Below are 17,411 nucleotides of genomic sequence, written 5' to 3' on the forward strand. Positions count from 1 at the left end.
CGTCACCTCACGTCGTGCGCAGCGTCACCGACCCGAGAGTCGCCTGCACGTCGACGCGGGGCGTCGCCGTCGGCGAGGTCCGCAGGCTGCTGTCCACCGACCCCGGACCCTCGCTCGTGAAGCGGTAGGTGTCGTCGGGGAGTGCGATGTCGGCCGAGCCCGCCGTGACCTCCACGCTCGTCCGTGTGGGCGCCGCCCCCGTCAACGACGCCGTCAGCTCACCCCCCGCCACTTCGAACGCCGCCGTCCGGGCGCCGTCGACGTCGACCGAGACGGAGCCGCCCGCGACCTCGAGGGTGAGCGCGCTCACCGCGCCGGAGAGTGTCGCGCTGCCGCCGGTCACCTGCACATCCACGTCGCCGAAGTCGCCGTCGAGGTCGAGAGTTCCCCCCGTCAGTTGCCCGCGGACATCGACATCGCGGTCGGCGAGCGCACGCGGGAGCGCGAGGGTCGCCTCCGATCCGTCGCCCCAGTCGGCGAACGAGCCACGGGGCGTCGTCACGTGCAGCGTGCTGCCCCGACGTTCGAGCCGCCAGGCGCCCACTCCGTCGCCGCTCAGTTCTGCCTCGTCGACATCGGCATAGACGATCATGAGCGCGCCCCCGGTCACATCGACGTCCAGATGCCGGACACCGTACGTGTCGCTCTGCTGGAGCGGCGCGCCCGCCTCGGCGGCGCTCGCGTTCCGGGCGGCCGAGAAGCCGCTGCTGGCGAGCGTGCCGAGGATGACGCAACCGCCGACGATGATCGTGAGGATCGAGACCGCGAGCGCGCTGGCCGAACGCCGCGGGCGGGCCGTGGTTGGGTCGGGCGGGGTCTGGACGGTCATGAGGATGCTCCGGGGGTGTCGTGGCCCAGGTGGACCAGGGCGGCGATGACGCGGCGATTGCCGGTTTCGTCCTGCTCGAGGCCGAGCTTGGTGAAGATCGCGGTGATGTGTTTCTCGACGCTGGCGGGCGAGACGAACAGCGCCTGGGCGATCGCCTGGTTCGACCGCCCCTCGGCGATGAGGGCCAGGACAGCGCGCTCCCGCTCGGTGAGCGCCTGGAGACGGTCGTCCCGGCGGCGCCGGGCGAGGAGCTGCCCCACGACCTCGGGGTCCAGGACGGTTGCGCCCTGGGCGATGCGGGCGACGGCGTCGAGGAAGTCGCGCACGTCGGCGACCCGGTCCTTCAACAGGTAGCCGAGCGAGCCCTGCCCGTCGGCGATGAGGTCGCTCGCATAGCGCTCCTCCACGTACTGCGAGAGCACCAGGACGGCGAGCCCGGGATGCCGCGAGCGCAGCGCGATCGCCGCACGGATGCCCTCGTCGGTCCACGTGGGTGGCAGACGCACGTCGAGGATGCACAGGTCGGGGGCGGTCTCGGCGACCGCGGCCTCCAGACCCGACGCGTCGGACAGGGCGGCGGCGACGTCGTGGCCGTCATCGGCGAGCAGCCGAACGAGCCCCTCGCGCAGCAGGACGGAGTCCTCGCAGATCACGATGCGCACGGGACCGTCACCTCCACCCCGGTCGGGCCGCCCTGCGGACTGTCGATGCGCACGGTTCCCCCGGCTGCCGTGACTCGGTTCACGATGCCGTCGAGGCCGCCGCCGGGCACGACGCGTGCGCCACCCAGACCGTCGTCCTCGACGCGAGCCCACAACGATCCGTCGTCGCGCACCCGGACGTCCACGCGGCAGGCGCCGGCCCTCGAGTGCTTGGCCGCGTTGGTCAGTGCCTCCGCGATCGAGAAGTACACCGCGGCCTCGGCGGGGCGGCTGCAGCGGCGCGGCAGACGCACGTCGAGGGTCACGGGGATGTGCGATCGGGACGCGAGCGCCGAGAGGGCGGCATCCAGTCCCCGATCCTCCAGGACGGAGGCGTGGATGCCACGCGCCAATTGCCGCAGTTCGGTGATCGCCGACTTGGTCGAGGCGTGCGCCTCGGCGACGAGGGCCTTCGCCGTCTCGGGGTCGTCGTCGATCTTCGTCTGCGCCAGCCCCAGCGTCATGCCGATCGAGACGAGACGCGGCTGGACGCCGTCGTGGAGGTCGCGCTCGATACGGGTCCGCTCCACCTCGGCGGCGCGGACGGCACCCGCGCGTCGCGTGTCGGAGGTGCGCGCCTGCTCCTCCAGCTGCGCCTCGCGGGACGGCACGAGGATCGCCCGCGCCAGGACTCCGTGCAGGAGCCCCAGCCCGATGATCGCTCCGGTGGCGACGACGGCGACGAGCGCGCCGATGAGGGGTGCGCCGATGCCCTCGAGCGGCACGAGCCCGAACAGACGCGTGTGCGCCCACCCGAAGATCGGACTGACCAGGAGCACCAGGCCCCACGACACCGCACCGACCAGCACGAGGGTGACCAGTCCGAGGACGGTGGAGACGGTGAAGGATGCCACCGCTCGCCACTGACGAGGGTCGATCGCCTGCAGCCAGATCGTGTGCAGCACGCCGACGAATCCGGGCTTGGGACTGCGGCGCACCCGCAGGGCCGGAAGGTCGAAGCCGTAGAGGCCGTCCAGTCGCGCCTGCTCGAACCATGCGACGCCGAACAAGGCGTAGACGAGGCCGGCGAGCAGTACGACACCGATCAGGACCGCGAACAGCAGGCCCACGCCCGCGCCGAACAGACCGAAGAGGCCGCCGAAGACGGCTGGTCCGACGACGCCGAGCGCGGCGAGCTGGGCGATGGCGCCGGCCACCCGACCGGGGGAAGAGATCCGCACGCCGGGGTGCGGCAGCGCACCCGCGGATGCGGGGAGCGTCGGTGGCGGAGGAGGAAGGACGGATGCCGTGGTCATGTGTCCCACGGTAGGACGCCGCCGCGCGCGGGGTCAGCCGGGCAGCCCGCCGCTTTGTTCGGGTTTTCCCGAAAGCGCCGTGCCGTCAGAGATCCTCGGCGCGCAGCCATCCCGTCTCGAGGAACACCGCCTGCACGGCATCCCGATCGACGGTGGTCGGGGTCGGGGCGAGGCTCGGGACGGGCGTGTCCCCGGCGAGAGCGGCGGCCACGGCGTCGGCGATCGAGCCGGCCCACGAGCGGGTGTCGACGAACACGGTCGCCGCGACGGCACCGTCCCGGAGCGCACGCACCGTCGTGGTGTCTCCCCCCGATGCGACCAGGACGGGGGGCACGCGCGCGCTGGGCTCCGTAGCCGGGTCGGGGGATGCCGTCGGGCTCGGCGACGCCGTGGCCCGAGGATCAGGCGTCGTGACCGCGGTCACTGCGCCGCGGCTGACCGCGTCGTCGAGGGCGAGCATCGCCGTCGGCGGCTCGTCTTCGGAGCCGCCGAGCAGGGTCCGGATGCGATCCTCTGCGGCGCTCTCGACCTCGCCGGCACCACCGGTCACCGCGGCGCTCGCAAGATCGGCACCCGAGACGATCCGCACGGAGCCGGAGGCCGCCGCCGGTGCGAGCACCTCGAGGGCGGCCTCGTGCCGCGCAGCGGACTCCGGGTCGTCGGCGGGACCCGCGACGACGGCGATCGTCGGCGGGGTGAGTGCGGTTTCGACGTCGAGCGCTTCGAGCAGGGCCTCGGCCTGCGCTCGACCGACGACGGCGGGGTCCGCGGCCATCACGACCCCGGCCCCGCCGACGTCGCGGCCCGCGGGGATGAGCGGCACTGCGGACGCGGCCGCCGCCTCCCGCGCGCGTTCGAGCGCTTCCCCGGCCACTGGCACCAGGACGACGGCGTCCTCGCCCTTGGTCAGCATGTTCTGCACCTGCGCCCCCTGCGTGCGGGCGTCGTCCGCGGCGAACTGCAGGTCGACCCGGTACCCCCGCGCACGCAGTTGCTCACCGACCGCGTCGCCCAGCCGCGTCCACGCGAGATCGGCGGAGGCGGGAAGGCTCACGCCGATGACACCGGCGCCGTCGCTCGTCCGGATCGTGCGCGCGGTGCCGGGAGCGCAGCCGGTCAGAGCCATCGCGGCGACGACGAGGATCGCGAAGGCGAGGCGTGCGGGACGACAGGGGGTCACCCGTTCCATCCTGCCCCAGACACGACGGACGCCCCGCCGCACGAGGCGACGGGGCGTCCGCAGACGGTGGATCAGCCGCGGCTGCGGTTCTTGTTCCACACGTCGAAGGCCACGGCGAGCAGCAGCACGAGGCCCTTGATGAACTGCTGCACGTCGGTCGAGATGCCCATGAGCGACATGCCGTTGTTGAGCACACCCATGACCAGACCACCGGCGATCGCGCCGACCACGCGGCCGACACCACCCTGGACGGCGGCACCACCGATGAACGAGGCGGCGATGGCATCCAGTTCGAACAGGTTTCCGGCGCCGGGACCGGCCGAGTTCAGACGGCCCGTGAAGACGATGCCGGCGAGGGCCGCCAGCACGCCCATGTTCACGAACAGCAGGAAGTCGACGCGACGGGTGTTGATGCCCGACAGCTTCGCGGCGGTGCGGTTGCCACCGATCGCGTAGATGTGGCGCCCGAAGACGCTGCGGCTCATGACCGTCGAGTACCCGATGATCAGCACGGCGAGGACGACCAGCACGATCGGCGTTCCGCGCGAACCGGGCGCGACGCCCAGGAGGTAGGTCAGGTACGCGATGAGCGCGCCGCCGCCGATGATCTTGAACAGGAACCACACGCGGGGCTCGTTCTGCAGCTCGAGCGCCGCGCGCTTGGCGCGCTGGCGCACCTGCGAGAAGACGAACAGCACGAGGGTCAGCGCACCGAGGGCGACGGTGATCCACTCGGCCGGCGAGCTCGCGGCCGGGAACAGGTCGGGGAACAGGTAGCCGCCGCCGAGCTGACGGTACTCGGTGGGGAACGGCGTGATCTGGGTGTTGCCGAGCGTCATCTGCGTGAGACCGCGGAACAGGAGCATGCCGGCCAGGGTCACGATGAACGCCGGGATGCCGACGTAGGCCACCCAGAACCCCTGCCACATGCCGACCACCGCGCCGAGCACGAGGGAGAGCAGGATGCCGAGCCACCAGGGCATTCCCCACTGCACGATGAGCACGCCCGAGACGGCGCCGACGAACGCCGCCACCGAGCCGACCGACAGGTCGATGTGCCCGGCGATGATGATCATCACCATTCCGATCGCGAGGATCAGGATGTAGCTGTTCTGGACGATGATGTTCGACACGTTGCCCGCGGTGAGCAGTCGTCCGCCGGTGAGGGCTTGGAACAGCAGCACGATCACGATCAGCGCGATGAAGATGCCGATCTCGCGCAGGCGCGACGTGAAGAACTGGACGATGCCCACTCCCCCGTTGGCCGCACCGCCGACCGGTCCACGCGGCGTGCCGCCCGGACCCGCCTGGGTCGCCGTGTTGTTAAGCGCTGACATGGTCGGCTTCCTTCTCCTTCGTCATGAGCACCATGAGGGCCTCGGGTGTGGCCTGCTCGATGGGCAGCTGGCCGGTGATGTGACCCTCGCTGAGGGTGTAGATGCGATCGCAGATGCCGAGCAGCTCGGGAAGCTCAGACGAGATCACGAGCACCCCCTTGCCCTGCGCCGCGAGGGAATTGATGATCGTGTAGATCTCGTACTTGGCACCGACGTCGATACCGCGGGTGGGCTCGTCGAGGATCAGCACCTCGGGGTCGGAGTACAGCCACTGCGACAGCACGACCTTCTGCTGGTTGCCGCCGGAGAGCTTGCCGACGACGACATCGACCGTCGGGGCCTTGATGTTCATCGACTTGCGGTACCGGTTGGCCACCAGGTATTCCTCGTCGCCGTCGACCCATCCGCCCTTGGCGAGCTTTCGCATGCCGGCGAGCGAGATGTTGCGCTTGATGGTGTCGATGAGGTTGAGCCCGGCGCCCTTGCGGTCCTCCGTGACGTAGGCCAGACCGCTGCGGATCGCCGCGGGCACCGAGGACGTGTCGGCCTTCTGCCCGCGGATGTAGACGTTGCCCGAGATGCGCGAGCCGAAGCTCCGGCCGAACACGCTCATCGCCAGCTCCGTACGGCCCGCACCCATGAGGCCGGCGATGCCGACGACCTCGCCGGCGCGCACGTTCAGGTTCGCCTCGTGGATGACGACGCGGCTTCCATCCGTGGGGTGGTGCACCGTCCAGTCCTCGATGCGCAGCACCTCTTCGCCGATCTCGACGTCGCGGTCCGGGTACCGGTTCTCGAGCTCGCGGCCGACCATGCCGCGGATGATGCGGTCCTCGCTCGTGCCGCCGGTGGCCACGTCCAGCGTCTCGATGGTGCGACCGTCGCGGATGATGGTGACCTCATCGGCGATCGCGCGGATCTCGTTGAGCTTGTGGCTGATGATGATCGACGTGATCCCCTGCCCCTTGAGGTGGCGGATCAGGTCGAGCAGGTGTTCGGAGTCGTCGTCGTTGAGCGCGGCCGTGGGCTCGTCGAGGATGAGGAGCTTGACGTCCTTCGACAGCGCCTTGGCGATCTCGACGAGCTGCTGCTTGCCCACGCCGATCTCGTTGACCGGCACGTCGGGGCTGTCGCCCAGACCCACGCGGGCCAGGAGCTTGGATGCCTCGCGGTTGGTGGCATCCCAGTCGATGAGGCCGCGGTGGGTGATCTCGTTGCCGAGGAAGATGTTCTCCGCGATCGAGAGGTAGGGGCTGAGGGCCAGCTCCTGGTGGATGATGACGATGCCGGCCGCTTCGCTGTCGCGGATGTCCTTGAACTCGACGGTCTTGCCGTCGAAGACGATCTCACCGCGGTAGTCGCCCGCGGGATAGACGCCGCTGAGCACCTTCATGAGAGTGGACTTCCCGGCGCCGTTCTCGCCGCAGATGGCGTGCACCGTTCCGCGGTCGACGGTCAGCGACACGTCCGCCAGGGCGATGACGCCGGGGAACTCCTTGGTGATCGAGCGCATCTCGAGGATGGTGCTCACGAGGTCCTCCTTGCAGGACCGGCTCGCAGGCCGGTTGGGGATGAGGGAACAGGGGCCTCCGCCGCGACCGAGCGGGCGGTCGCGGCGGAGGCGATGCGGGAGGGCCGAGACCCTCCCGCGGGGATCACTTCAGGTCGTCGGCGCTGTAGTAGCCGCTGTCGACGAGGACCTCTTCGTAGTTGTCCTTCGTGACGATCGTCGACTCGAGCAGGTACGAGGGGACGACCTTCTCGCCGTTGTCGTACGTCTCGGTGTCGTTGACCTCGGGCTCCTCGCCCTTGCGGATCTCGTCGACCATGGTCACGGCCTGCTTGGCCAGCTCACGCGTGTCCTTGAAGATCGTCGAGTACTGCTCACCGGCGATGATCGACTTGATCGAGCCGACCTCGGCGTCCTGACCGGTGATGACCGGCAGCGCGTCGGCCGCGTAGCCGCCCGAGGTCAGGGCCGAGATGATGCCGATCGACAGGCCGTCGTACGGCGAGAGCACACCGTCGAGCTTGGTGTCGCCGATGACCGTGAGGATGTTCTCCATGCGCTCCTGCGCGGTCTCGGGCAGCCAGCGCAGGATCGCGGCCTGACCGAAGTCCGTCTGGCCCGACGGGACCGTGATGACGCCCGAGTCGATGTAGGGCTGGAGGGTCTCCATGGCGCCGTTCCAGAAGAACGTGGCGTTGTTGTCGTCGGGGCTACCGGCGAACAGCTCGACGTTGAACGGACCGGTCGCGCCGGTCTCGTTGCCCTCGGCATCGAGGATGCCCAGGCCCGTGAGCAGCGACGTCGCCTGCTGCACGCCCACCTGGAAGTTGTCGAACGTGGTGTAGTAGTCGACGTTCTCGGTGCCGTTGATGAGGCGGTCGTATGCGATGACCGGGATCTCCGCATCGGCGGCCTGCTGCAGCACGTCGGTGAGGGTGGTGCCGTCGATCGAGGCGATGATCAGGGCCTTGGCGCCCGAGGTGATCATGTTCTCGATCTGCGAGACCTGGGTGGGGATGTCGTCGTTGGCGTACTGCAGGTCGACCTCGTAGCCGAGCTCCTCCAGCTGCGACTTGACGTTGTCGCCGTCGGCGATCCACCGCTCCGACTGCTGGGTGGGCATCGCGACGCCGATGATGCCGCCGGCCTCGTCCGAGTCGCCGCTACCGCCGCCGGTGCGGTCGCCCGAGCAGCCCGCGAGACCGATGCCGAGCGCGAGGACGCCCGCTCCCGCGACCGCCTTGAGCATGCTGTGCTTCTTCACTCTGGTTCCCTTCGTTGGGTTGGATGTCACGGCCTCTCCGCACGGAGCCACCGCTGCAGCGCGGACGGCACGCCGGCACGCGTCCGTCGGGGCGAAACGAGGCCGGCCGGGCGAAGCGGGGTAGCGCATCGTTCGAAACGTCTTCGTCTCGACGGAGTCGCTCCGCAGCGAGTCCCGTCGGCGTTGTGTGGCGGTTATGTGACCGTTCACATTGTGTGTGCGATGGTACATCGCTCCGCGCCGCCGCTGTCAAGTCCCCCTGCGTTCAGCGACCAGCCGTTGCCAAACCGTGACGTGATCAGCGACTCGGCGGCGCGGTGGAGGACCGCACGATCAAGCGAAGGTGGTCGGGCTCGGGCATGGGCTCACCGTCGTGCGAGACTCCCAGGTCAGCGAACAGATCCCAGACGGCACGCTGACCGATGCCGGTGAAGTCCTGGCGCACCGTCGTCAGCGGCGGCCACAGGTGCGCGGCCTCCGGGACATCGTCGAAGCCGACCACCGAAATGTCCTCGGGAACCGATCTGCCGATGGCCCGCACCGCGTGCATGAACCCCAGAGCCATGTGATCATTGCCCGCGAAGACCGCCGTCGCATCCTCCGTGCGCAGGAGCTCGAGGCCCGCTTCGAACCCGAACTGCGCCGTCCAGTCCCCCAGCACCGGGGGGCGCGGTGCGAGGTCCTGCGCGTCCATCTCCGCGAGGTAGCCGCGCATGCGGTGGTCGGCTTCGATCCAGTCGCGCGGACCCGCGATGTGCAGGATGCGGGAGTGCCCGAGTTCGACGAGGTGCCGGACGGCGGCGCGGGCCCCCGCGACCTGGTCGTTGAATGTCGCGGTCGGGGTCGCCGGTCCCGTCGACGAGACGATGCGCACGGGCACGGGCAGCTTCATCTCGTCGAGGATGGGCACGACCCGGGTCTGCGGCGCGACGGCGATGAGCCCCTCGATGGACTGCGCGACGAGGTGGTCGATCGATGCCCGCACATCGTCGGGGGCACTGGTGCCGAGGTTCGTCAGGGTCAGTCGGTAGCCGGCCCGGCGGGCCGCCGACTCCACCGCCTGCACCATCGCGGAGACGCCGTGGGTCGTCGTGCGCGGCCCCAGCACGCCGATGAGACGGGTACGGCTGGTGGCCAGAGCACGGGCCGCCTGATTCGGCACGAACTTCAGCTCCGCGATCGCTTGGCGCACCCGGGCCGCCGTCTCGGGGCGCAGCTGAGGACTATTGTTGATGACGCGGGAGACGGTCTGGTACGACACCCCGGCCAGGCGTGCGACGTCGCGAATACTCGGAGCCCTGGTCGCGGCATCCGGGATGTCGGTCTCGCTCATGGATCTCGCTTCTTCGCGTCGCCGATCGCGTCGTGACCGGTCACAAGAGAATAGCCGAAGCGCCGTGCCGCCAGCCGCGCACCCGTCCCGAGGCCGCGTCCGCCGTGTGTAGCCGCCGTCCGTCGCCCGCGGCCCGCCGTCCCTCGCCGAGACGGGAACCGGGGGACGACGTGCCACGTCGGAGGGTCAGGATGCCAGCAGGGCGCGGTAGAAGCGGATGCCGCGCAGCCACACCTCCACGCGGATGCGCTCGTCGGGCCCGTGCAGCGCGTCGCGTTCGGCCCGTGCGAGGTGGAACGGGGTGAACCGGTAGACGTGGTCGGTGAGACCGGTGTAGAACCGACTGTCGCTCGCCCCGAGCTGCAGGTATGGCAGCGTCACGACGTCGTCGCCGAGCGTCTCTCCGACCGCCGCCGCCAGACGTCGCCACGCCGGTCCCTGCCACGGCGACACCGGCGACGGGTCGCCCCCGTGGCGCAACTGGATGTCGATGTCCGGATCGGAGACGGCGCGGCGCAGGTGGATCGCGGCATCCGACACCGTGTCGCCCGTGAGCAGCCGCACGTTGACCGTCGCGCGGGCGGTCGTCGCCAGGACGTTGTCGCCCGGCGACCCCTCGAGGCGCGTGACCACGGCGGTCGTGCGGACGAGGGCGTTGGTCTCGGGACCGAGCAGGGCGAACGCGGCGGTGAGCACCGGGGCCGTCACCTCCGCGCGGCGGAACACCGTGCGCAGGGGCTCGGGCGCGTGGCCGGCGGCGGTCGCGAGCATCGCGTGCACCGGCGGGACGAGGCGACGCCGGAACGGTCTCCGGCGTACGCGTTCGATCGCGCGGGCCAGGCGCGCCGTGGCGGGGAAACGCGGCGGTGTGGAGGCGTGGCCCCCCGCTTCGCGCGCGATGAGCTCGAAGGTGGCCGTGCCGCGCTCGGCGACGCCGATCATCGCCGTCGGCGCCGCGACGCCGGGCAGCGCGCCCTCGACGACGGCGCCGCCCTCGTCGAGCACGAGGGCGGGTCGCACGCCGCGCTCGGCGAGGACCGCCGCCATCGCCCGGGCGCCCTCGCCGAGCGTCTCCTCGTCGTGGCCGAACGCGAGCCACACGTCGGCGCGCGGAACGACCCCCTCGGCCAGAGCCTGCTCGACGGCCTCGAGGATCGCGACGAGCGCGCCCTTGTCGTCGATCGCGCCGCGGGCGTACAGCGTCGCATCGGCGCCCGTCCCCTCCACGGTGGCGGCGAACGGATCCCGCGTCCAGGGCTGACCGGTGGTGTCGACGACGTCCTGATGGGCCAGCAGCACCAGGGGCTCGGCGCCGGAACCGCCCCTCCACCGGTACAGCAGCGCGTGCCCTGCGACGATCTCCCGCTCCAGATGCGTGTGGACGAGCGGGTACAGGCGCTCCAACGCGGCGCGGAAGTCTGCGAAACGCGCCGTGTCGGTACGCGACGGGTCGACGTGCGACACGGTCGGGATGGCCAGAAGCTCGCGGAATCGCTCGACGGGCGTCATGACGCGAGCCTACGCGGCACAGCATCCGTCCCTTTCGCTTCGCGCGGCGTCCGGTGTGGCCGCGGACCCCACCCGCGCCGATACGGTGGAGCCATGACCGGACTGCACTGGGGCATCCTCGCAACGGGCGGCATCGCGCACGCCTTCACCTCCGACCTGCGCACCGCGGGCCTTGACGTCACCGCGGTCGGGTCGCGCTCGATCGAGAACGCTCGGGCGTTCGCCGACGAGTACGACATCCCGCACGCCCACGGCTCGTACGAGGACCTGGTGGCCGACCCCGACGTCGACATCGTGTACATCGCCACCCCCCACCCCGGGCACGTGAACAACGCGCTGCTCGCGCTCGATCACGGCAAGCACGTCCTCGTCGAGAAGCCGTTCACCCTCAACGCCGACGAGGCCGCGGCCATCCGCGACCGCGCGGCCGAGAAGGGGCTGCTGGCCATGGAGGCCATGTGGACGCGTTACCTGCCGCACATGGTGCGCATCCGCGAGATCCTCGCCGCCGGCACACTGGGCGAGATCCGCGTGGTCTCGGTCGACCACACCCAGAGGATCTCCACCGACCCTCGGCACCGGCTCAACGCCCTCGAACTCGGCGGAGGCGCACTGCTCGACCTGGGGATCTACCCCATCTCGTTCGCGGTGGACATCCTCGGCGTGCCGGAGCGCATCACGGCGTTCGCGCGCCTCTCGGATGCCGGCAGCGACGCCGAGGTCGCCACGGTGTTCGCGCACCCCGGCGGCGCCCTGTCGACCACCGTGTCGTCGTCGCGGGCTGCGGGGGCGAACGTCGCGCAGATCGTCGGCACCGAGGCACGGATCGAGATTGACCGGGTCTGGTACACCCCGACGACCTTCCGCGTCGTCGGCCCCGACGGCAGCGTCCTCGAAGAGTTCGACGGTGCCGTCGACGGTCGCGGCATGCAGTACCAGGCTCTCGCGGCCGAACGTCTGGCGGCCGAGGGCGCGACCTCGAGCGACGTGCTGTCGATCGAGGACACCGTGGCGATCATGGGCGTGCTCGACGAGGTCCGCCGACAGATCGGTGTCGTCTATCCCTCGGAGCGCTGAGCGGGCTACCCGCGGGACGCCCCGCGCGAGAGACTGGAGGCATGCCGGATACCCAGACCGCCCGTGTCGCCGTCTATCTCGACTTCGACAACATCGTGATGTCCTGGTACGACCGTGTGCACGGTCGCAACGCCTACTCGCGGGACCGGCAGAAGATCGCCGAGAACCCGATGGACCCCGAGATCGCCGAGCGACTCACGAAGGCGACGATCGACGTCGGCGCGATCATCGACTACGCGGCCTCGTTCGGCACGCTGGTGCTCACGCGCGCGTATGCGGACTGGTCGGCGCCCGTTAACTCCGAGTATCGGTCGCAACTCGTGGCCCGCGCCGTCGACCTCGTGCAGCTGTTTCCCGCTGCGGCATACGCCAAGAACGGCGCGGACATCCGCCTCGCGGTGGATGCCGTCGAGGACATGTTCCGCCTGCCCGACCTGTCGCATGTGGTGATCGTCGCCGGTGACAGTGACTACGTGCCGCTGGCTCAGCGGTGCAAGCGCCTGGGTCGCTACGTGGTGGGCGTCGGGGTCGCCGGGTCGACGGCGAAGTCCCTCGCCTCGGCGTGCGACCGTTTCGACAACTACGACGCCCTCCCCGGCATCCCGAAGCTCGCCGACACGAAAAAGGAGTCCGCACCCACGCGGCCGCGAGCCCGCAAGCGGTCGCAGGACCCCGCAGTGAACCTGCTCGAACGAGCTATGCAGCTCGAGGGCGAGCGCGCCGACGGCGAGTGGCTGCACGCGTCGGCGGTCAAAGACCTGATGAAGCGGCTCGACCCTTCGTTCAGCGAGAAGGCTCTCGGATTCCGCAGTTTCTCCGACTTCCTGAAGGCCCAGACCGAGCAGGTCGAGGTCGACGAGGACTCCAACATCGTGCAGGTGCGGGCGGTCGCGCGCGCTGCCTGACGGGCCCTCCGCCGATACCCATCCGGTCGGTGGGGGATCCAGGTCAGCGGCGCTCGGCGCCGGGAGCAACGTGCGCGAGGACGCTGCCCCACACCGCCGAAAGCGTCACGTGAGAGTTGATCGTGTCGAGGTCATCGGCGTCGATCACTTCGACCCGAGCGCGCGGAATGCGCCGGGCGTACCACTCCGCGTCGTGGGCACCGGCCGGGCCGTCGCCGCCGACGACGACGAGCGTGTCGGCGACCACCCCGTCGAGCAGAGGGGTGTGCAGGTCTCGACTCAGCGGATCTGACGGGCTCTCGACGCCCACGATCGCGAGCCGGTCGACGACCGCACCCATCGCGGCAGCGAGGTGGATCGCGATCGGTCCGGCCGAGCGTTCGCCGACGAGACCCACCGTCGCGTCGGGCGCTTCGCGCGCGAGCAGGTCGCGCAGCGCGCCGACCGTGAGACCTGCGGGGGTCTGCCCGCCGAAGGCGGGCGGGTCGTCGAGCTCGGGGGCGTCCAGGCCGACCGCGACAATCCGCACGTCGTAGCCCGACGTCACGCGCACGTCCGGGTCGATCGTCGAGACGTCTCCGGTGCGCAGAACGAGCACGGCGCGCGGCGCACCGGGCGTCCCGAAGCTGCGGTACTCCAGCTCTCCGTCCAACCAGGGGACACGGCTCATCGGGTCATCCTTCCTCGGGCATCACGTCGGCGCCGCGCAGGAGGTCGCGCAGTGTGTCGATCGTGTCGGCCTCGTTCGCCGGTTTGTCGGGGCGGTAGGCCTTCACGCGGGCGAAGCGCAGGGCGACCCCGCCGGGGTAGCGCGTCGACCGTTGCACGCCGTCGATGGCGATCTCGACCACCGTGTCGGGAGCGACGCGGATGCCGCCCGGAATCGCGCCGATGCCGCGCTCCGTGAAGTGCGCCGTCTGCCACCGCAGCAGCTCGTCGGTCAGCCCCTTGAACGTCTTTCCCACCATGACGAAACCGCCGGGCTCGCCGAAGGTCCCTTCGGGGTCCCGCGCGCCCAGATGGAGGTTCGAGAGCCAGCCCGCGCGGCGTCCGGACCCGCCTTCGACGCCGAGCACGACGAGATCGAACGTGTGCACGGGCTTGACCTTGAGCCAGCTCTTCCCCCGGCGCCCTGCCGTGTAGGGGGCGTCGACGCCCTTCACCATGACCCCTTCGTGACCGGCACGAAGGGCGCCCCGAGAGAACTCCTCCGCCTCGAGGGGGTCTTCCGTCACGATCGAGGGGATCCGCAACTCGGGGGCGATGCGGTCCAACTCTGCGCGGCGCACCGCCAACGGCTCGTCGATCATGTCGCGACCGTCGACGTGCAGGACGTCGAAGAACCACGGACGCAGCGCGATCGCGCGCGCCGTCTCGGCCCCGAAGCGGGCCATCGTGTCCTGGAACGGCCGCGGCGCCCCGTCGTCGTCGAGCGACAGCGTCTCGCCGTCGAGGATCACGTCGGCCACGGGCAACGCCCGGACCGCCTCGACGATCTCGGGCACCCGGTGCGTCACATCCGCGAGCGTGCGCGTGAACACCCGCACGTCGTCACCGCGCCGGTGCACCTGGACGCGCGCCCCGTCGAGCTTGTACTCGACCGATGCCGGGCCCGCGATCGCGAGCGCGTCCGCGACGGAGGCGGCGGTCGAGGCCAGCATGGGCTGCACTCCCCTGCCGACGACCAGACCGACGGATGCCAGCTGCTCGGCCGTACCGGTGAGAGCCACCGCCGCGGTCTCGCCCAGATCTCCCGAGAGCATCGCCGCGCGTCGGACGAGCGTTCCGTCGCGCCCCCCAGCCCGGGCCACGGCGTCCAGCAGCACGCCCTCGAGCGCCCCGGTGCGCAGTTCGCCGGTCATGATGCGCACCAGAAGGCCCCACTCGTCGGCCGTCGCGCGCGCGGCGAGGTCGTCGAGCACCGCCACGCGCGCCGCCGCCGAGCCGCCTCCGGAGATCTCGATCAGGCGCGAGAACGCCGCGTCGACGTCGGCGACGCTCAAGGTCATGGAGTCGGCGTGCGTCCCGCCGCGCGCCGCGAGCGTGCGCCAGCCGACGCCGAGACGCCCCTGGCGCGGCGCGGCCGTCAGCAGCCCCACTGCCGGAACGATCTCGTCGGCGCTCAATCGGCCGAGCACGTCGGCGAGCGCGTCCACCTTCGCCAGGCGCGAGCGGGTGGCGGCCACCGACGCGAGCGCGACTTGCAGATCACCGAAGAGCATGTCGGCATCCTGGCATCCCCTTCCGACATCGTCGGCCCGCTTGCGCCCGGCGATCTCGAATGCCACGGCGCTCCGCCGCGGCACGCCGTGACCACACGGCGCCCCCGCTCCGCAACCCCCGCATGCCGGCGATGACGGTGTCGTGTGCTGGAAGTCTTCCCCAGGAACGAGGTCCCGTGAACGCTCCCGCCACCGCCGAACAGTCCGCCCGCACCGCCCGCGAGGCCTTCGGATGGGACGCCCTGCTCCCGGGGCAGGCCGAAGCGATCGACGCCGTCGTCGCCGGGCGCGACACCCTCGTCGTCTTCCCCACGGGCGCGGGCAAGTCGGCCGTCTACCAGATCGCCGGGTACGAACTGGGGGGAGTGACGGTGGTGATCTCACCGCTGTTGGCGTTGCAGCGCGACCAGATCGCGTCGATCGACGCCGCCCCCGACGCTCCCGCGGCGGTGGCCCTGAACTCGCGCACGGGAGCCCGGGCGCGCGCCGCCGCGTGGGCCGCGATCGAGAGCGGCGAGCCGGTCTACGCCTTCCTCGCCCCCGAACAGCTCGCCAACCCCGAGGTCTTCGAGCGCGTGAAGAAGGCCGATGTCCGCCTCGTCGTCGTCGACGAGGCCCACTGCGTGTCCGCGTGGGGGTTCGACTTCCGCCCGGAGTACGCGCGGATCGGCGACGCCGTCGACGCGCTGGGGCACCCTCCCGTGCTGGCGCTGACCGCCACGGCATCCGGTCCCGTCCGTGACGACATCGTCGCGAGTCTCGGGATGCGCGATCCGCACCTCGAGGTGCGCGGCATGGACCGGCCCGAGATCCACCTGTCCGTCCGTCGCCACGAGCACGACGCCGACAAGCGCCGAGCCGTGCTCGAGGACGTGGTGGATGCCGACGGCCCGACGCTGCTGTACGTCGCCACGCGCAAGGAGACCGACGCCTACGCCGCGGAACTCGCCGAGCGCGGGCGTCGCGCCGCCGCGTACCACGGCGGCATGGCGCAGAGGAGGCGAGACGAGGTGCACGCCGCGTGGAGCGCGGGCGAGCTGGACGTCGTCGTCGCGACATCGGCGTTCGGCATGGGCGTGGACAAGGCGGACGTGCGACGGGTCGTGCACGCGGATGTCACGGAGTCTCTGGATGCCTACGCGCAGGAGATCGGCCGAGCCGCTCGGGACGGTCAGCCCGCCCGCGCCGTGTTGCACTATCGCGCTGAGGACTTCTCGCTCCGCTCGTTCTTCGCGGGCGGTCGCAGCAGGCGCGCGGACGTCGCCGGCGTTTGGGATGCGCTGCTTCGCAGCGACGCGCCGCTGAAGGCGAAGGACCTCGCCGAAACCGGCGGCCGCTCGACCCGTGCGATCGGACGGGTGCTCACCCAGCTGGTGGCCTGCGGACTCGCCGTGTCCGGCCCGCACGGGGTCTCGACGTCATCGCGCGCGTCAGCCGGAGACGCCGTCGCCGCCGTCCGCGAACGCGACGACGCGGAGGAGAGGATCCGCGCCTCGCGCATCGAGATCATGCGCGGCTACGCCGAGACCCTCCAGTGTCGGCGCCGTGCTCTGCTGGAGTACTTCGGGGTCGAGGCGGCCGAGCACTGCGGCGCCTGCGACCGGTGCGACGCCGCGGCCGCCCCCGGAGCCGGAGATGCCGCCGCCGAGCGCGCGGCAGGACCCGAGGATGACCGGCTGCGCGTCGACTCCGTCGTGGAGCACCACGAGTGGGGAGCCGGCACGGTCATGGCCGTCGAAGACGACCGCCTCACCGTGTTCTTCCCGGACCACGGCTACAAAGTGCTGGCGCGCGCGGCATTCGACAGCGGCATCCTCGAGCTCGGAGACGCCGCGTAGCGGAGCGGGCATCCGGCGACACCCGGCTTCCTCAGGTCACTCGCGCGTCGACCACCACGCCCAGGCGACGAGCGGCGCCTGCAGGAACAGCCGACCGAACCTCGCGCGGTCGGTGCGCAAGCCGGGAGCCGCCCGACCGGTGCGCCACTGGTGCACGTTGCCCGGGAACACCGCGACGAAGAACGCGCCGATCGCAGCCCCGACGCGTCGCCGCTCCCTCGGCAGCGCGACGAGTGCGAAGCCGAGCAGCACTTCGGCGGCCCCGGACGCCACGACGATGGCGTCCTTGTCGGTGCGCAGCAGCCGCGTCGCCCAGTCCGGGACGACGATGCGGTACCCGCGGCGGCCCCACGTCACGTGGCTGACGCCGGCGCCGACCAGCAGCAGCGCCAGCACCCCGCGCGCGACGGAACGGACGGAGAGACCTCGACGTCGTGGCATCCGGTCAGT

General features: G+C 71.0%; 15 protein-coding genes. 3 read left to right on the forward strand and 12 right to left on the reverse strand.

Annotation, left to right across the window (positions count from 1 at the left end):
* Window positions 1-7: 7 nt before the first annotated feature.
* The 9 genes from LL239_RS11715 to LL239_RS11755 all read right to left on the reverse strand — a co-directional run bounded on the left by LL239_RS11715 (window position 8) and on the right by LL239_RS11755 (window position 10,919).
* The gene (locus tag LL239_RS11715; RefSeq protein WP_228163615.1) at window positions 8-829 is read right to left on the reverse strand and encodes a hypothetical protein; all 822 of its coding nucleotides are present in this window, start codon (window positions 827-829) and stop codon (window positions 8-10) included.
* Complete coding sequence (locus LL239_RS11720; protein ID WP_228163616.1) at window positions 826-1,491, reverse strand: LuxR C-terminal-related transcriptional regulator; 666 nt, start codon at window positions 1,489-1,491, stop codon at window positions 826-828. Before LL239_RS11720 ends, LL239_RS11715 begins: the two co-directional genes overlap by 4 nt.
* On the reverse strand, window positions 1,479-2,786 hold the full coding sequence (locus LL239_RS11725) for a sensor histidine kinase (protein WP_228163617.1): 1,308 nt from the start codon (window positions 2,784-2,786) through the stop codon (window positions 1,479-1,481). The genes LL239_RS11720 and LL239_RS11725 overlap by 13 nt, the downstream gene beginning before the upstream one ends.
* 85 nt (window positions 2,787-2,871) lie before the next feature.
* Complete coding sequence (locus LL239_RS11730) at window positions 2,872-3,966, reverse strand: substrate-binding domain-containing protein (RefSeq protein WP_228163618.1); 1,095 nt, start codon at window positions 3,964-3,966, stop codon at window positions 2,872-2,874.
* Window positions 3,967-4,037: 71 nt separating this feature from the next.
* Window positions 4,038-5,303, reverse strand: a complete 1,266-nt coding sequence (gene mmsB / locus LL239_RS11735) for a multiple monosaccharide ABC transporter permease (protein WP_228163619.1) — start codon at window positions 5,301-5,303, stop codon at window positions 4,038-4,040.
* Entirely contained in the window at window positions 5,290-6,816 is a 1,527-nt protein-coding gene (gene mmsA / locus LL239_RS11740) for a multiple monosaccharide ABC transporter ATP-binding protein (protein WP_228163713.1), read from the reverse strand. The genes mmsB and mmsA overlap by 14 nt, the downstream gene beginning before the upstream one ends.
* Before the next feature lie 142 nt (window positions 6,817-6,958).
* Window positions 6,959-8,062, reverse strand: a complete 1,104-nt coding sequence (chvE, locus tag LL239_RS11745; RefSeq protein ID WP_228163714.1) for a multiple monosaccharide ABC transporter substrate-binding protein — start codon at window positions 8,060-8,062, stop codon at window positions 6,959-6,961.
* A 313-nt stretch (window positions 8,063-8,375) separates the two neighbouring features.
* Window positions 8,376-9,410 (reverse strand): LacI family DNA-binding transcriptional regulator, encoded by a 1,035-nt coding sequence (locus LL239_RS11750; protein WP_228163620.1) that lies wholly within the window; start codon window positions 9,408-9,410, stop codon window positions 8,376-8,378.
* A 186-nt stretch (window positions 9,411-9,596) separates the two neighbouring features.
* Window positions 9,597-10,919 carry a M20/M25/M40 family metallo-hydrolase gene (locus tag LL239_RS11755; protein WP_228163621.1) on the reverse strand — a complete coding sequence of 441 codons (1,323 nt, stop codon included), beginning with the start codon at window positions 10,917-10,919 and terminating at the stop codon, window positions 9,597-9,599.
* Between the two features lie 93 nt (window positions 10,920-11,012).
* Here LL239_RS11755 and LL239_RS11760 point away from each other — a divergent pair, with 93 nt between their 5' ends.
* Together LL239_RS11760 and LL239_RS11765 are read left to right on the forward strand one after the other, a co-directional pair.
* Complete coding sequence (locus tag LL239_RS11760) at window positions 11,013-11,996, forward strand: Gfo/Idh/MocA family protein (protein ID WP_228163622.1); 984 nt, start codon at window positions 11,013-11,015, stop codon at window positions 11,994-11,996.
* A gap of 41 nt (window positions 11,997-12,037) precedes the next feature.
* Window positions 12,038-12,901 carry an NYN domain-containing protein gene (locus LL239_RS11765; RefSeq protein ID WP_228163623.1) on the forward strand — a complete coding sequence of 288 codons (864 nt, stop codon included), beginning with the start codon at window positions 12,038-12,040 and terminating at the stop codon, window positions 12,899-12,901.
* 43 nt (window positions 12,902-12,944) lie between these two features.
* Here the strand turns inward: LL239_RS11765 and LL239_RS11770 are convergent, their stop codons facing one another.
* Window positions 12,945-13,571 (reverse strand): hypothetical protein, encoded by a 627-nt coding sequence (locus LL239_RS11770; RefSeq protein WP_228163624.1) that lies wholly within the window; start codon window positions 13,569-13,571, stop codon window positions 12,945-12,947.
* A 4-nt stretch (window positions 13,572-13,575) separates the two neighbouring features.
* Entirely contained in the window at window positions 13,576-15,123 is a 1,548-nt protein-coding gene (locus tag LL239_RS11775) for an ATP-dependent DNA ligase (RefSeq protein WP_228163715.1), read from the reverse strand.
* Window positions 15,124-15,299: 176 nt separating this feature from the next.
* Here LL239_RS11775 and LL239_RS11780 point away from each other — a divergent pair, with 176 nt between their 5' ends.
* Window positions 15,300-16,961, forward strand: coding sequence for a RecQ family ATP-dependent DNA helicase (locus tag LL239_RS11780; RefSeq protein ID WP_228163625.1), 1,662 nt, complete (start codon window positions 15,300-15,302; stop codon window positions 16,959-16,961).
* A 36-nt stretch (window positions 16,962-16,997) separates the two neighbouring features.
* Here the strand turns inward: LL239_RS11780 and LL239_RS11785 are convergent, their stop codons facing one another.
* Window positions 16,998-17,402 (reverse strand): DoxX family protein, encoded by a 405-nt coding sequence (locus tag LL239_RS11785; RefSeq protein ID WP_228163626.1) that lies wholly within the window; start codon window positions 17,400-17,402, stop codon window positions 16,998-17,000.
* Window positions 17,403-17,411 lie beyond the last annotated feature (9 nt).

It is taken from the genome of Microbacterium testaceum, from assembly GCF_020781835.1.
In the GTDB taxonomy this organism is placed as follows: Bacteria; Actinomycetota; Actinomycetes; order Actinomycetales; family Microbacteriaceae; genus Microbacterium; species Microbacterium testaceum_H.

Excerpts from the sequence above, each read along its gene's own strand:
- LL239_RS11715 (WP_228163615.1), bottom strand. The coding sequence starts at position 829 with ATGACCGTCCAGACCCCGCCCGACCCAACCACGGCCCGCCCGCGGCGT.
- LL239_RS11725 (WP_228163617.1), bottom strand. The coding sequence starts at position 2,786 with ATGACCACGGCATCCGTCCTTCCTCCTCCGCCACCGACGCTCCCCGCA.
- mmsB (WP_228163619.1), bottom strand. The coding sequence starts at position 5,303 with ATGTCAGCGCTTAACAACACGGCGACCCAGGCGGGTCCGGGCGGCACG.
- mmsA (WP_228163713.1), bottom strand. The coding sequence starts at position 6,816 with ATGCGCTCGATCACCAAGGAGTTCCCCGGCGTCATCGCCCTGGCGGAC.
- chvE (WP_228163714.1), bottom strand. The coding sequence starts at position 8,062 with ATGCTCAAGGCGGTCGCGGGAGCGGGCGTCCTCGCGCTCGGCATCGGT.
- LL239_RS11750 (WP_228163620.1), bottom strand. The coding sequence starts at position 9,410 with ATGAGCGAGACCGACATCCCGGATGCCGCGACCAGGGCTCCGAGTATT.
- LL239_RS11755 (WP_228163621.1), bottom strand. The coding sequence starts at position 10,919 with ATGACGCCCGTCGAGCGATTCCGCGAGCTTCTGGCCATCCCGACCGTG.
- LL239_RS11760 (WP_228163622.1), top strand. The coding sequence starts at position 11,013 with ATGACCGGACTGCACTGGGGCATCCTCGCAACGGGCGGCATCGCGCAC.
- LL239_RS11765 (WP_228163623.1), top strand. The coding sequence starts at position 12,038 with ATGCCGGATACCCAGACCGCCCGTGTCGCCGTCTATCTCGACTTCGAC.
- LL239_RS11770 (WP_228163624.1), bottom strand. The coding sequence starts at position 13,571 with ATGAGCCGTGTCCCCTGGTTGGACGGAGAGCTGGAGTACCGCAGCTTC.
- LL239_RS11775 (WP_228163715.1), bottom strand. The coding sequence starts at position 15,123 with ATGCTCTTCGGTGATCTGCAAGTCGCGCTCGCGTCGGTGGCCGCCACC.
- LL239_RS11785 (WP_228163626.1), bottom strand. The coding sequence starts at position 17,402 with ATGCCACGACGTCGAGGTCTCTCCGTCCGTTCCGTCGCGCGCGGGGTG.